The 15,068-nt window shown below is 60.3% G+C and carries 8 protein-coding genes; 6 read left to right on the top strand and 2 right to left on the bottom strand.

Annotated elements, in window-relative coordinates:
- Positions 1-11: 11 nt before the first annotated feature.
- The 3 genes from QLG10_RS09575 to QLG10_RS09565 all read left to right on the top strand — a co-directional run bounded on the left by QLG10_RS09575 (position 12) and on the right by QLG10_RS09565 (position 10,568).
- Positions 12-1,112, top strand: coding sequence for a polyamine ABC transporter substrate-binding protein (locus QLG10_RS09575; protein WP_083348698.1), 1,101 nt, complete (start codon positions 12-14; stop codon positions 1,110-1,112).
- A 143-nt stretch (positions 1,113-1,255) separates the two neighbouring features.
- On the top strand, positions 1,256-5,824 hold the full coding sequence (locus tag QLG10_RS09570; RefSeq protein WP_282487138.1) for a DUF6543 domain-containing protein: 4,569 nt from the start codon (positions 1,256-1,258) through the stop codon (positions 5,822-5,824).
- 214 nt (positions 5,825-6,038) lie between these two features.
- Positions 6,039-10,568, top strand: a complete 4,530-nt coding sequence (locus tag QLG10_RS09565) for a DUF6543 domain-containing protein (protein WP_282487136.1) — start codon at positions 6,039-6,041, stop codon at positions 10,566-10,568.
- A gap of 4 nt (positions 10,569-10,572) precedes the next feature.
- On the opposite strand, the gene QLG10_RS09560 is transcribed toward QLG10_RS09565, so the two are convergent.
- On the bottom strand, positions 10,573-12,102 hold the full coding sequence (locus tag QLG10_RS09560) for a PLP-dependent aminotransferase family protein (RefSeq protein ID WP_248677828.1): 1,530 nt from the start codon (positions 12,100-12,102) through the stop codon (positions 10,573-10,575).
- Positions 12,103-12,192: 90 nt separating this feature from the next.
- Between QLG10_RS09560 and QLG10_RS09555 the strand changes: the two genes are divergently transcribed.
- From QLG10_RS09555 to QLG10_RS09545, 3 genes are read left to right on the top strand one after another with little or no spacing between them, the layout of a single operon-like run.
- Complete coding sequence (locus QLG10_RS09555) at positions 12,193-12,816, top strand: FMN-binding negative transcriptional regulator (protein ID WP_282487133.1); 624 nt, start codon at positions 12,193-12,195, stop codon at positions 12,814-12,816.
- A 10-nt stretch (positions 12,817-12,826) separates the two neighbouring features.
- Complete coding sequence (locus QLG10_RS09550; protein ID WP_282487131.1) at positions 12,827-13,273, top strand: GNAT family N-acetyltransferase; 447 nt, start codon at positions 12,827-12,829, stop codon at positions 13,271-13,273.
- A gap of 16 nt (positions 13,274-13,289) precedes the next feature.
- Positions 13,290-13,961 carry a GNAT family protein gene (locus QLG10_RS09545; protein ID WP_282487129.1) on the top strand — a complete coding sequence of 224 codons (672 nt, stop codon included), beginning with the start codon at positions 13,290-13,292 and terminating at the stop codon, positions 13,959-13,961.
- Between the two features lie 49 nt (positions 13,962-14,010).
- Here the strand turns inward: QLG10_RS09545 and QLG10_RS09540 are convergent, their stop codons facing one another.
- The gene (locus QLG10_RS09540) at positions 14,011-14,721 is read right to left on the bottom strand and encodes a FadR/GntR family transcriptional regulator (protein WP_282487159.1); all 711 of its coding nucleotides are present in this window, start codon (positions 14,719-14,721) and stop codon (positions 14,011-14,013) included.
- Between the last annotated feature and the right edge of the window lie 347 nt (positions 14,722-15,068).

The following is a 15,068-nucleotide window of genomic DNA, read 5'->3' as shown; positions in this document are numbered from 1 at the left end:
ATCGCATGACAATGAAAAATCTAAAGCGCCTGATTGTTCCTGCCCTGTGCGCCACGGTGCTCGGTGGCGGCGCACATGCAGAAGAACGAACGTTGCGCGTCTACAACTGGTTCGACTACATCACCCCCAAGGCCCTGGAAGATTTCAAGGCCCAGAACCCAGAGACCAAACTGGTCTACGACATCTTCGACACCAATGAAGCGCTGGAAGCCAAGCTGTTGACCGGAAACTCCGGCTACGACGTGGTGGTGCCTTCCAACGTGTTCCTGGCCAAGCAGATCGAAGCCGGTGTGTTCCAGCCTCTGGACCGCAGCAAACTACCGAACTGGAACCACCTCGATCCCAAGCTGATGAAGCTGATCGAAGCCAATGACCCGGGCAATAAATTCGCCGTGCCGTACATGTACGGCACCATCCTGATCGGCTTCAACCCGGACAAGGTCAAGGCCGCGCTGGGCGCCGATGCGCCGGTGGACAGCTGGGACCTGATCTTCAAGGAAGAGAACATCAGCAAGCTCAAGCAGTGCGGCGTCGCCCTGCTCGACTCGCCTTCGGAGATCCTGCCCCTGGCCCTGCAGCACCTTGGCCTGGACCCCAACAGCAAAAAGCCTGCGGACTACGACAAGGCGGAAGCGCTGCTGATGAAGATCCGTCCGCACATCACCTACTTCCACTCGTCCAAGTACATGGCCGACATCGCCAACGGTGACATCTGCGTCGCCGTCGGTTACTCCGGCAGTTTCTCCCAGGCCGCCAACCGCGCCAAGGAAGCCAAGAACGGCGTGGTCGTCGACATGCGCCTGCCCAAGGAAGGCGCGCCGATCTGGTTCGACATGCTCGCCATTCCCAAGGGCGCAAAGAACCCGCAGGACGCCTACACCTTCATCAACTACTTGCTGCAACCGCAGGTGATCGCACCGGTCAGTGACTTCGTGGGTTACCCGAACCCGAACAAGGACGCCACGGAACTGGTCGACCCGGCGATCCGCAACAACCCCAACCTGTACCCGACCGAAGCGGCAATGGGCACGCTCTACACCCTGCAACCGCTGCCGCGTGATGCCGAACGTGCACGTACGCGGGCCTGGACCAAGATCAAGTCAGGCACCTGAAACCTGTCAGGAAACCAAAGACCCGCACTCGCGGGTCTTTTTTTACCCGCGATATCTATGTACCGCCAGACCGGTGGTGCGGCTCGATACCGTTTCCAGATTCAGCGCCGGCAGGACTGCGGCGCCCCAGTCAGGAGACGACCATGCCCGAAACCATACCTCAGAATGCAGAAGATATACTGACCCAACTGGTCACCGGTCCCTCGATCAGAGAAGTCGCGGCAACGGCTTTAGCGCCCGCGCTCGGCACGTTGTACCCGGCGTTGAAGATCGACCCGACGCTCGCCACGGTCGTCACCCCGACGTGGATCATTACCGACGACAGTGTCGTGCCGGGTGAAAACCGTTATGAATCGCTCACCGATGTGCTGGTGCGAGTCGGCTTGTCGGGGTCGGTTGTAACGCTCATCGACGGTGAACACTTTTTAACCTTGCAACCCGGTGCCGAGCCACTGGTTCACATGCCGGTGAAAATCGATGCGATAGGCCGCCTGATCAATCGCCTCGCTTCACAGCTGTTCATCGCCTATCAGCAACAGCAACTGGATTACTGGAATCAGGAAACCAAACCCTCGACTCCGCGCTGGCATCAGCTTTCGCGCTCATTGCACAACCTCTGGAACAGCGTACCGCCCGCGGACTGGGACGCGGACCAGAAAGCTTTGGCCCGCAGCCTGTTCGATCACCCGGATCGGGTGACTCGACGGCCTCAGGACAAGTACTTGAGCAAGGCCTGCCTGATCGACATCGACCACCTGGAAAACGCTGTGAGCGTCCATCGACAGGTGCTGGACACCGCCGTTCTCGTGGGCACGGCGGGCAGTCGCAGCCTTGTATTGACGCACTCGATTTCAGAGGGGTTCAAGCGCTACGAGTCCCTTGAGGCGCTGGGTGAAACGCTAGCCGGCAGGGGGCAGAACCTGCAGTGGCGCCTGTATGAACCCGAAGGGAATTTTTTCCATCACCAGGCCTGCGCTCTGATCGCGCTTGAAACCGAGGCCATCGGTGCTTTACAGGCGTTCCAGCCCCTCTTCCCGGCCGGCCTTTCTGCACAAGTCAGCGCCGCCGCAAAGCATTTCACCGACTTTGAAACCTTGTCCTCGTCGCATTTCAACAAGGTCAGGGGCGTATTGCCACGCTGGCTGGACAAGGCCTCGACCGCCGATCTCAGCCGGTGCAGCCGACACCTGATGGACCTGGCACTGCTGCGCGAACAGGATGGCGGCAAAACCTTCGACGAGGGCATCGCCGCGCTACCGGAATTCGCCCTGCAAGCCCTGCGCGAACACATGATCAAGGATCATCCCGCGGCAGCAGGGCTGGCACTGAAGGACATCGAAATCAGCATCACCAGTGTCGTGGTGCTGGGCACCATCGTGCTGCCTGGCAAGACGCAGACGGTCACGCTGTCGCTCAGTGAACTGGCGCTGCAAAACCTGATCGCCGTCCCGTTGGGCAACAAGACCGTGCAATACACGAATGGTGACCCCGTGCCGACCTGGCTGAGCGCGGATTATCTGGAAAGGCTCGTGACCCAGGTCGACATTGGCGCGGTGTACCCGGCCCTGATCAAAAGCAAACTGCTGGACGATCCGCAGGAGAGCTTGCGCCGACAAGGCCTCTACACCCGGCACTTGCGCATCCAGCTGTCGTTGCAGGCGCTGCAGCACAAAATGCGCGGTGAAGCAGGCATCAACGAATGCGGCTATCAATACGTGGTGGCGGCCCTGCAGGAAAACGCAGCCGATCGCGTCGTCAACGGGCAACCGATAGTCATTCGACCGCTGGCTTTCGTGACTGGTGATCGCATGGACACCACCGCCGACGAAGTCGCCAACATGTTCGTGATCGGCCCCCGCCATCCCGATCAGGGCCCCTGCCTGCTGTATCGGCCACTGCTCACACCCTCGCTGATGCAATACCCGAGCGAATCCAATCTGCTGTACGCCATCAAGCATGACAAGGCACTGCGCCAATCAGTGCTGGCCTGGCTCCCTGACGATGTGCGCTTCAACTACTCCCAGTATGTGTTTACGGGTGACCTGCCATCGGTCTGGACACTGACCCAGTTGCTGGTCGATCCCACATCGGCACTGGGCAGGATGGGCACGGTGTCACTCGGTACCCGCGCACTGGATGACGATCCGTTGGCAACGCTGTTCAAGACCAACGCCAATGCCCTGATCAGCCTGGCGGACCGTCAATCGGTTTCCAATGCCCAAGCTCGCTGGGCAACGTTCAAGCAGGGTGCCTGGATGCTGTTCAACATCGCCCTGCCCTTCCTCGGACGCAATGTCGGCATCGCCGCCTGGATCTGGCAGATCATGGACGACTTGCAGCAAGTGAGCGAGGCCGTAGAGAGCGATGACAGCGATCGAGGCTGGACTGCCATGACCGATCTGCTATTGACGCTCGGCATGGTGCTCGCCCATCAGGCAGCCTCTCGCCATGGGCCGGTGAACCGCGCGCGCAAGCTACCAGGGCTTCCCCTCGAAACGCCAGAGATCCTGGCAGCGACAAAGCCTGTGGTGACGCGCCTGCCTGACCTTCAGCGCTTACCGCCTACCCACGAAGCAGCCCTGCATGCCGTCGCCGCACTCCCGGCCTCCTCCCTGGGCACTTTTCTCGATGAGCTGGCCATCGCCGAACCCAAGGGCATGAGCGTCGGCACCTCGGCCCCCGGCCCCCATCAATACCTCGGCTCGCATAATGGAAAATGGTATGCCCAGGTCGGCCAGCGATGGTTCGAAACCACGCTCAACGACAACGGTGACGTGCAAATCATTGACTCTCGCCAGTCCCCCACGCGCAACGGCCCGCTGTTGGTCAAGAATGAAAAAGGCCAGTGGTTCATCGATCTGCGCCTGAGGTTGAGGGGCGCAGGCAAGGCGCAACAGCGACTGGAACGGGAAAACGCCCAGCGCCATGCAGAACTGAAACGTCAGATGGCGGTGTTCGAGAGCCAGGCAGACCGTCGGGAGGCGGAACTGGACGAGGCGGAAAAAAATGCGCAGTCCGCCACCGCCACCGACACCCATCGCCGGGTATACCTTGAAACGCTCGACGCACGAATTGCATCGGTCATCGGCAATATCGAACAGATGAAAATCCTCAATGCGCGCGAGGCGATCAGCAACTACCGAGAGGCAATGATCAGCCGCCTAAAGCTCCAATTGTCACTGATAGACAAATGGTTCGTGCAGCAGCGTCCTGACTTCCAGGAACAACTGAGACGTTCCGAGGAATCGCTCGACAGCGATGCAGCTGCAAACACCCAGATTGCTCGTCAGACCTATCAACACTTGAGCGATCTGACCGAGGGTTACATCAACAAGATCGAGCTCGCGCAGTCAGTGTTCGAGCAACTGAACCTACTTGGAAAAGGGGGTGCCGAGGCGAGTCGAGAATTCAGGGTCATCCTGCCGTCGTTCGACTTGCAGGAGCTCAAGCTGTTCCAGATCACTTTGGCCCAGGAATTGTGCGTCGACGAAAGTAGCGCCGCGCCCATCCTGGATGTGCGACAGGCGCTGGACGCCGTGGTCGAAGACGCTGCCCTCTCCATCCAGTCTTCGCTTGATCTGGCCGCCGAGGATGACATCCTGCGCTTGCCCGAGCGAATCGACGGCCTGAGCGATGTGCTTGAGCAACTGACCACCGTCAACCAGCGCATCGTCGATCTGTCGGCCGAGTTCCCCGGGCAGTTGCTGCAACCACCACTGGACCTGATGCGCCAGCGTATAGAAGCGTTCCAGCAACGCACCGAAACGCACTTGGCGAGCCTGCTGCTGGAACGCCAGAGCCTGGCGCCGCAACCCGGGCCTTCCCGGCCATCGACCGCTCCCAACAAGCGCATCGTCAAGACCCGCTTCCGGGGCACGGTGGTTGGCCAGTTGCGCAGCGATCCGCAAATGAAAGGATCCGCGTTCCTTGACGTGACATCCGCGCTGAGCGGCAAAATCACGACCTTTCATGAAAAGTCCCCGGGCGTCTGGGTTGAAAGGGTGAAACCGACCACGGCTTCATCCACCCCAAACACCCCCACGCTGGCCAACAGCATTGTCCAGGGGCAAACATTGCTGGACGGGGTGGAGGCGTTCATCCGGCGCACAGAGACCCATTCAAAAGGGCTGCGAAGAATCCCCGTGGAAATAGAGGAAATGTTCCACCAGCAGGCCCATCGACTCAATGAAGCGGCGAATGTGATCGAAGAAGCGCTGACATCCAGCAATTCGACTGACGGCGGCCCGGGCTCCGCCGTAACCGTGGCCAAGCAACTCAACGACGAGGCCACCAGGCTCTACGGCAAAGGGCATCAGGTACGGGTCAGCATGACCAAGCTGCAACCCCCAACGGCGGGCCGCGTCCAGTGGCTGCATGAGCAAGGCGAGGTCAACATCGTCAAATCGCCGGGCCGACGCCTGCTCAAGAGCCGCAAGAAAGATTACCTCGATGAGTATGAGATCCGTGACGCCAGCGACCAGAGCGTCCTGTGGTACGCGCACTTCCACTACGGCGACGCCGCGGCGCCGGTGCAGCACTTCACGGCTGCGCACCTGAAGACTGCTGAACAAAGGCACCTGGGCGGCGCGCGCGAGGCGCGTGGTTCGAATGACAATCTCCGAGCGATTTCGATCTATCGCAGCGAGATCAGCCCTCAACTGGCCAAAGCGCTGTTCTTCGCCAGGAAGACCGCGACAGTGCCTCCATCATGAGTCGTCTCAGGTTGACGGACAGGCTCAGGGCGTGAGGTGGAAAGAAAAGCTAAGGCGAGGCGGCCTGGCAGCCTCGCCATGGGTTTAGATCGTGGCCGGGGGTCTTTTTTCCCCCCCACGATAACTATCTACCACCCTCGGGTGTCGACGCCCTATTACCTTCGGCGCAACAAGAGGCTTTCCCCGCCTCGCCCTTGCCCCCAAGGTATCCGCCATGAGCAATAACACTTCACTACCGCAAAATGACTCGACGCCCCTGGTACACACGAGTGATCTGATCAGCCAGACCAGTCATGGCCCGACTCTCGATCAAGTGGCTTCACAGCTACTGCGCCGGGCCTTGAAAGAACTTTATCCGCAACTGGAAATCGACCCGGACGCCGCCGTCGTCGCCTCCCCCCAGTGGCGGGTGGTGGACGACAGCGTAGAGGCGGGGCCGACCCTTTTCGAATCGCTGACCCACGCACTGGTGCGACAGGGCCTGCAGGGTACAAAAGCCAATTTCCTCGAAGGGGAACACTATCTTACCCTCGAGCCGGACAGTAAAAGCCCGGTTCACCTAGCCGTCAGCATCGAAGAGATTGCAAAGCTGCTCAACGAGTCGGCGTCGATGCTGTTCGTGGCGTTGCAAGGCAGCCAACTCGATTTCTGGAATGCCAGGGGGCACAGGATTGCTCGGTGGCAGGAACTCTCCGACACGTTGCGCCAGGCGCTGAATGTGCAGAAGGTCAAGGGTTGGGACGGCGATGAATGTGCGATGGCGCGAGAGGTCTTCAATGACCCGGACAACACTACCCGGAAAAATACCGATAGCGGGTTTTCCGTCATTCAGGCGTGCCTGATCGATATCGATACGGTCGAGGATGACGCCACGCACCATCTGTTGATCGGTGGCGCCCTGGTACTCAAGGCCACGTACAACAATCGCCCATTGCTGGTGATGTACACCATCGAGCGTGCCTATGAGTCGTTCAGTTCAATGACGCAGCTGGGGGATTCGCTTCCCGCGCGCCTGCAGGAGCAGTTGAAAGGCCGCACCCTGACCTGGCGACTCTACGAACCCCAAGGCAACATTTTCGACCACATGGCCTGGGCGCTGGTGTCGTCACAACTGGACGCCATCCACTCGTTGAATTCCATCGAGGCGCGGCTGAACAATGACGTAGAACCCGAGACCGGGCTCGATCCCGCCGAAAAAGCGCGATTCCTGCAACTGGACGCGGCGATTCCTGATTGGCTGCACAACGCATCGCCCCAGCATATTTCGGACTACAGCCGCTACATCAATGGCCTGGGCATGCTGTATCGCCAACCGCAGGGCAAACTCGCCCGAGCCGAGGTTCCCTCCATCACCGATTATGCGCAACGCCTGATGCGCGAAGCGATCATTGCCGATCCGCTGGCCGTTGGCGCGACGCACCTGGCGCTGGACGATCTGCGAATCAAGATCACCAACAGCTTTACCGCTGATAACCTCACGCTCCCCAACCCGCTCGACCAGCGCATTGAAACACTGGCCGAATACGCCATGGAAAATGAAGCGCCCTTCATGGCATCGGTCTTTTTCAAGAGTGGCGCAGCGGTACCGGGCTGGTTGACACCTCAATGGCTCACCCTTATGGCGGCGCGTGTTGATGTCGGCAAGGCGTATCCCTTGCTGATCAAACTCAGGCTTCAGGAAAATCCGCTCAGTTCGCAACGCCAGGAAGATTTCTATCGCAACCAACTGCGATGGTTGTTGCCGCTTCAGGCACTTGAAGCCAGGTACCAGGCGCAAACCGGTGTTGATGAACAGGGTTACCGATACATCTGCGAGCTGCTGGACCCGGACCTTACGAACAAAACGGTCGCCCTCTACCCGCTCACCATGACACCGCAGCATCGCCTGATCAGCACCAGCGACACCGTCGAAAACATGTTCATCATCGGCCCTCGCGCAACACAAGGCGGTCCTTGCCTGCTTTATCGCCCGATGCTCGATGAACCTCTGCTGCAATTCCCCTCCAGGCAAAACCTGTTGTACGCGATGCACCAGGCCGGTGATCTGAGGGATTCGGTACTGGCCTGGTTGCCCGACAAAGCCCTGAGTTTTGAGTACGCCCAGTATGTCTTCCCCACGGGGTTACCCTCCCCGTGGCTGGTCGCCGAACAGGTGGTCAATCCACTGCAGCGGGCGGACCGGTTCGGGCGCGTGGTGCTGGAGAGCGACGAGATCACCGGTGACGTTCTATCGGTACTGTTCAAGAGTAACGCGCAGGCACTGGTCGACCTCGCTGACCGGCAGGCGCAATCCAATGCCGAATATCGTTGGCGCGTGTTGAATGACAGCGCCTGGGCGCTGTTGAACGTCGCCTCGAATTTCCTCAGCGGTGCCGTGGGTGCGGCGGTCTGGGTCTGGCAGGCCATCGATCAGATTCAACAGGCACTCGATGCCAGGGATCGGGGTGACGAATTCATCGAATGGACCTCCGTGGCGGACGTGCTGTTGGCGCTTGGAATGATCCTCAGCCATCACGCGGCGATGGCACGCAAGAGGCCGTCGAGCACGCCAGGCATCGAACGGCTGCCCTTGGACCGAGCCTCCAGACCCGATGTCAGGCCCGTCACCGCCACTTTCAATCCCGTGGCGCTGGCGCCGGAACATGCGCCGAGCCATTACGCCTCGCTGGACGTCGCCGGTTCGGTGCCCCGGCGCACACCGACAGCGCTGGGTGCCTATCTGGACACATTCAAAGTCGTCGCCCCCGACCTCTCCAGCGAGCAAGTGACCACGGTCAGGCCGGCGCCGCCTCATATCTACCAGCATGACAACAGGAATTACGCCCAGGTCGGTGAGCGGTGGTTCTACGTCAACGTGAGTGGCGAACAACAGATCCAAATTGTCCATCCGGATGCACCCGCCCGAACCGGACCGCTGCTGCTGGACAGCGGCAAAGGCCAATGGGTGCTCGATCTTCGCCTGCGCTTGCGAGGGGGCGGTGGGAATGCCCTCAGCCGCCTCCAGGCAACCGTTGATTTCGAGCGCCTGGACAAGGCCCTAAAGGCCTTCAAGCACCTGGAACCTGTGAAGGAAGCCGAACTGAAAAAGCGGTATGCCGATGCACAGCAGGCCAGCGCCCAGGACTACGATCGACTGATGGCGGTGTACGTGGAAAAACTGGACACTGCGATCGACGAGTATCGCCAGGCACTGGGACAATTGCGCCAATGGCGTGAACTCGGCGGATCGGAAAACTACCAGCAAGAGTTGCTGCGCATGAGCGGCGCGCTACAGAAAAATCTGTCCTTATGGCTTGTCATCAAACGAGTCGCCTATGGCAAGGCTATCAGTGTCATGACCGATCCCGGGCATGCCGAACCGGTGCCCAGACAGACCTACGTCGAACAGATCCAGCTGGCCACCGACATCGGCCAGGAAATGGAACAAAAGCTGACGCTGTGGAGTTCGACCCTCGAGGGTATGCGCGCCGCGGGAAAAGCGGGTGTTGAAAGTGCGCGGCTATGCAGCAAGGTGGCCCCTTCCTTCTCAGCACTGGATCTGAAGGCCAACGAGATCGGCATGGCGCAGGAGCTGTGCCTGCAGGAACAGGCCAGTCCCCTGATGCAACAGGCGCGTGTCGCGGTAGGCAGATTGGTCGTGAGTGCCGCCAAGGCCGCGATCAAAGTTATCGAACTCACGAAAGCCGGCGAAGCCCCTGCCCGTCTGGAGGGGCGTATCGAAGAACTGAGCAGGCTCATGGAGGTTTTTGCCGACGCCGAACAGCGAATCCGGGAGTTGCCCGACGTTTATCCCGGGTTGGTCAAGCCGCCCCGGCTCAATCACCTGCGCACGCTCATCGATGAATTCGCACAACTGGCACACAATCGCCTCCAGGCCCTGCTCCCGGAACCCGAACCCCTTGCGCGGCCGGGGCCGGTAGATCGCGAACATCCTGGCCCCTCACGGCCAGCGATAAAAGTGCGCAGGACCCGGCCACGGGACCCCGTCAGAAACCAGGCGCAAAGCTCGAGCGAGGAACCGCTGCAGCCCCTCACACCGGCCATTTATCAGCAACCCGCCACGGCGCTGGGTGACCTGGACATCATCGAGGCCGGCACCGAACTCAACCTTGATGCTGAAAAGTTCATGGAGCGCACTCGCAAGGATGCTTTCCTGCCCAGGCGCATTCCGGCCGACATACAGGACCTGTTCGATCAACAGGCTCTGAAGCTGGAACAGAGTGCCAACAGCGTTGATCAGGCCCTGGCCAACATCAGCAAAGCCAAGGGCACCCCGCCTCCCGCCGCCAACCTGGGCCTGGAACTGCGAGAGGCGGCCCGCCGTCTTCGCCAGGAAGGCATCAAGGTACGAGCGAGCCTCTACGGTCGGCGTAAACCGACCCAAAGCATTTTCAAATGGATGCATGAAAACGGCCAAATCGACATCAGCCGCGACCCCCGAGGGCGAATCCGGACCCGGGGCCTGGGCGACTTTTTCCAGGAATACCGGATTGTCGACAAGACCCGCAACCAGCCGCTGTGGGTTGCGCACTTTCACTACGAAACCTTGAAAAGCCCGGCGAACATGCCGACGGCGGCCCATTTGAAAGTGTCGGAGGACTATCTGAAAACGCTGACACCCGAATTGCAGAAGGACTTGAGTACCCTGGAGCCCGTCGATGGCGTGTTCAGAAAAATTGAAGAGCCGCTGCTGCGCAAATTGTTCCTCGACCTGGAGCCTGAAACGGTGACAACGGCAACTTGATGGCTCAGCGACGCCAGACCTTTTCCAGACGCCCCAGTGCTGCGCTGATTGCCGCCTCGGGCACCGCTGCAAAACCCAGGACCAGCCCGGCGCGCAAGTCCGGCGGTGTCGACGAGTCAGGCAACCAGTAGCTGCTCAGGGCGTTGATCTCGATATCGACACTGTAAGCCTGCTCCACCAGTTCGCGCTCACGTGCCTGCGAGTCGACCGCCACCGTCAGATGCAGCCCTGCCACGACACTCGGCAGGTTGCCGACGCCGGGGATGTCCCGAGGCCAACCGGCGAGCAACGTGTTACGCCTACTGAGCGCCGCTCGCCGCATGCGGCGGATGTGCCGCTGAAAATGGCCGGCGGCCATGAACTCCGCCATGACCGCCTGGGTGCTCACTTCGGAATGCCGAACGTCCACCGCGCGCCGTTGCGAGAAGGCCTGGACCAGGCCGGGTGGCAGCACCAGATATCCCAGTCTCAGTGCCGGGAAGGCGACTTTGCCGAACGTGCCGACGTACAACACCCGCCCCTGGCGGTCGAGGGCGGCCAACGGTGCCAGGGGTGCGCCGCTGTAGCGGTACTCGCCATCGTAGTCGTCCTCGACGATCCAGCCCTGGTTGCGTTCGGCCCAGGCCAGCAACTCAAGGCGCCGTGCCAGGCTCATCACCACCCCGGTGGGGTACTGGTGCGACGGCGTGACATAGGCCAGCCGGCAGTCGCTGAGCCCGGCCAGTTCGGCACAGTCGATACCCTCGCTGTCCACCGCCACGCCATGCAAATGCGCACCGGCCACGGCGAAGGCATGCCCCGCCGCCCGATACCCCGGATTTTCAATCGCCACGCCATCGCCCGGCTCCACCAGCAGCTGTGCACAGAGGCTGATGCCTTGCTGCGCGCCACTGGTGATCACTATTTGCTCGGCCGTGCACTGCATGCCGCGAGAACTGCGCAAATACGCGGCAATCAGCCCGCGCAGACGCTCGTCGCCCGCCGGATCGCCGTAGCACAGTTGCTGCAAATCCGGTTTACGCCAGAACGCCGCATTCAGCTTGGCCCATACCTCGAAAGGAAACAGATCGAACGCCGGTACCCCCACCCGGAATGCCCGAGGCGGCCCACTGGGCGGGAGGGCCAGATGGTTGTTTTCAACGCGTCCGAGCGCTGCACTGCGAGTCGCCTTGGCGAATGGAACCACAGGCAGCTCCAGCCCGTTCGTGGATAAGGCGGCCGGTCCTTTTTTTTTGCCCGGTGTTTTTGCCGGGAGCGCGGTCTGCGGTAGTTGCGCGACATAGGTTCCGTCACCCACCCGCCCCTCGATATACCCTTCGGCAAAGAGCTGGTCGTAAGCGCGTACCACGCTGTTGCGGGAAATCCCCAAGGCCGCCGCCAGATCACGGCTGGCCGGCAACCGCGTGCCACTGGCCAGTCGCCCATCGAGCACACGCAGGCGCAAGGCCTGGTAAAGCTGACGGCTCAGGCCCTGACGGCGATCGAGTTCGATACCTGCCGGGTTGAACGACAAGGAAAGCGGCGCATCCGTCATGACAATGGACCTATGAAATTCGTCATTAATGGCTCTTACAACAGACCATTAGACTGCCTAGGATGCAGGCATTCGCCGAGGAGTTTTTCCATGTACACCCCCAGCGGTTTTGCCATCAAAGATCTGGATGAATTGCACCGGCAGATGCTAGACACCCGCCTGGCCATGCTCGTCACCCACGGCGAGCAAGGCCTGCAAGCCAGCCATCTGCCACTGCTGTTGCGCCCGGAGCAAGGTCCCAATGGCACCCTCTACGGCCACTTCGCCAAGGCCAACCCACAGTGGAAAGCACTGCAGGAAGGCGCCGAGGCCCTGGTGATCTTTGCCGGCGCCGACGCTTACGTCAGCCCCGGTTTTTATCCGAGCAAAGCCGAACACGGCAAAGTCGTGCCAACCTGGAACTACGTCGCGGTGCATGCCTACGGCACGGCTGAGGTGTTCACGGACGCCGAGCGCCTGCTCGAGCTGGTCAGCGCCCTGACCGATCGTCACGAGACCGGTCGCGCCCAACCCTGGACCGTTGCCGATGCCCCCACCGACTACATCGACGGCATGCTCAAGGCCATCGTCGGGTTTGCCCTCCCGATCCAGCGCCTGGAAGGCAAGCGCAAGCTCAGCCAGAACCGCAGTGCCGCAGACATCGCCGGCGTGCGCGAGGGGCTCGCCGCCAGCCCCGATGCGCATGCTCAGGCCCTCGCCCACTTGATGCGTTAAGGAACTTCACATGAGTCAGATCGACATTCACCAGGTCAGCGCCGACGATCACGCGGCGTGGCTGCCCTTGTGGCACGCTTACCTGCGTTTCTACAACACCGAACTGCCTGAGGCTGTCACCCAAAGCACCTGGCAACGCCTGCTCGATACCAACGAACCGACTCATTCGGCGTTGGCGTGGATCGATGGCAAGGCAGTCGGCATGGTGAACTTCATCTACCATCGATCGAACTGGAGCATCGAAAACGCCTGCTACCTGCAAGACTTGCTGGTGACGCCCGAAACCCGCGGCACCGGCGTTGGCCGCAAGCTGATCGAATACGTCTACGCCACTGCCAAGGCGCACGGTTGCTGCAAAGTGCATTGGCTGACCCACGAAACCAACGCCACCGCGATCCAGCTCTACGAGCGCATCGCCGAGCGTCCGGGTTTCATCCAGTTTCGCAAAGCCTTATAACGTTAAGGAGAACAGCATGTTGACTTCACTCGCCGACTGGAAAGGCGTCCCGGCCCCGACGGTCCAATTGATCGAAGGGCGTTTCATTCGCCTGGAAAAACTCGACCCGGCGCGCCATGGCGACGACCTGTTCAAGGCCCTGCAAGGCCCCGGCGCCGATCCGAAGCTGTGGGACTACCTGCCTTACGGTCCCTTCCCTGAACGCAGCGCATTCAACGATTGGCTGAATAATCATGCAGCCCACAGCGACCCGTATTTTTTCAGCGTGGTCGACCGTGCCAGCGGCGAGGTGCAAGGCATCCTAAGCCTGATGTCGATCGTCCCTTCCCAGGGCCGTATCGAGATCGGCCACGTAACCTTCGGCGCGCCGATGCAGCGCTCACCGAAAAGCACGGAAGCGGTTTATCTGCTGGCCAGGGAATCCTTTGCCCTGGGTTATCGACGCCTTGAATGGAAATGCAACAACGCCAACGCCCGCTCCAGGTACGCGGCCGAGCGCCTGGGGTTCAGTTTCGAAGGGGTGTTCCGCCAGCACATGGTGGTCAAGGGGCAGAACCGCGACACCGCCTGGTATTCGATCATCGATTCGGAGTGGCCGGCGATTGGCGCAGGGTTCGAACGCTGGTTGAGTGATGAGAACCAGACGGATTCGGGGCAGGTGAAAAGCCTGGTGGAGTGCCGGGGATAAGACAGCGGTGAGGGAGTGGAAGCTCCCTTGCCACGGTTTCAGCCCCCCTTCAACTCCCCGAAAACCGATCCCGACTGTTGGTCAGGTGCAGCACCATCGCTGCTCGAGCCGCATCGGGATCTTGTCGCTTGATCGCGTTGAAAATCGCTTCATGCTCCAGATTCGCCAGCTGCCCCAATTGCGAAAAATCGGCGCCTCCACGCTCGTCGGCCTTCACCTGGGTACGAGGAATCATGGCATTGCCCAGGTGCTGCATGATTTCCGTGAAAAACGTATTGCCGGTCGCCTCGGCAATGATCTGGTGAAAGCGCTTGTCTTGCTCGACGCAACTATCGTTGTTCGCCAGCGAAGCCTGGTAATCACTCAAGGCCTGGCGCATGCGCGCGAGCTGATCGTCGGTTCGGCGCACAGCGGCCAAAGCAACCGCCTGCACCTCCAGGCCCAATCTCAGCTCCAGCATGCTGCGAACACTGGCAACGGTATCCACGTGCAGGCGCAGCCCTGGCTGGGAGGGTTGCTCCAGCACGAATGTGCCGATTCCGTGTCGTGTCTCGACTAGCCCCGAAGCTTGCAGCTTGGAGATAGCCTCCCGGACAACAGTGCGGCTCACGCCATGTTCGAGAACGATGGTGGATTCCGAAGGCAGCTTTTCGCCTGGCTTCAATTGGCCGAGCAAAATGCGCTGGGTCAGTGCTTCGACCACGCCTTGAGCCAGATTATTGGGGCGTCTGCGGACAGGGGTTCCGCTTTCAATTTGCATAGGTTCGAGTCCACGGAATTTTGCTTCACAGAGCTTAACACCCACCGGAGATTCACTGGCGAAATGCGAATGTACCCCCCCCCTTAAGCCATCATAAAAGGCCCATACTTGTATGACAACACACCTATACGGTCCTGTTTAACTCGGGATACCTTCTAGCTCAATGATAGTTCGACCCTATCAGGCTCGGCACGATTTAGCCGTTAAACGCCAACGATCACTGCCTATAATAACCAAAAAAGTCATTTTCTCACGTCGTTATGCACACAAAACACCATTCTCCGCATTGCAGCGCCAAACAACCACTTGTATGATGTCTATCAACTTAACCCGCTCCAGACATCTAA

Origin of the sequence: Pseudomonas sp. V98_8 (assembly GCF_029967975.1) — a bacterium.
In the GTDB taxonomy this organism is placed as follows: Bacteria; Pseudomonadota; Gammaproteobacteria; order Pseudomonadales; family Pseudomonadaceae; genus Aquipseudomonas; species Aquipseudomonas umsongensis.
This window is presented reverse-complemented; position numbering and strand designations above follow the sequence as displayed.

Coding starts and splice junctions, on each gene's coding strand:
- QLG10_RS09575 (WP_083348698.1), top strand. CDS start 12: ATGAAAAATCTAAAGCGCCTGATTGTTCCTGCCCTGTGCGCCACGGTG.
- QLG10_RS09570 (WP_282487138.1), top strand. CDS start 1,256: ATGCCCGAAACCATACCTCAGAATGCAGAAGATATACTGACCCAACTG.
- QLG10_RS09565 (WP_282487136.1), top strand. CDS start 6,039: ATGAGCAATAACACTTCACTACCGCAAAATGACTCGACGCCCCTGGTA.
- QLG10_RS09560 (WP_248677828.1), bottom strand. CDS start 12,102: ATGACGGATGCGCCGCTTTCCTTGTCGTTCAACCCGGCAGGTATCGAA.
- QLG10_RS09555 (WP_282487133.1), top strand. CDS start 12,193: ATGTACACCCCCAGCGGTTTTGCCATCAAAGATCTGGATGAATTGCAC.
- QLG10_RS09550 (WP_282487131.1), top strand. CDS start 12,827: ATGAGTCAGATCGACATTCACCAGGTCAGCGCCGACGATCACGCGGCG.
- QLG10_RS09545 (WP_282487129.1), top strand. CDS start 13,290: ATGTTGACTTCACTCGCCGACTGGAAAGGCGTCCCGGCCCCGACGGTC.
- QLG10_RS09540 (WP_282487159.1), bottom strand. CDS start 14,721: ATGCAAATTGAAAGCGGAACCCCTGTCCGCAGACGCCCCAATAATCTG.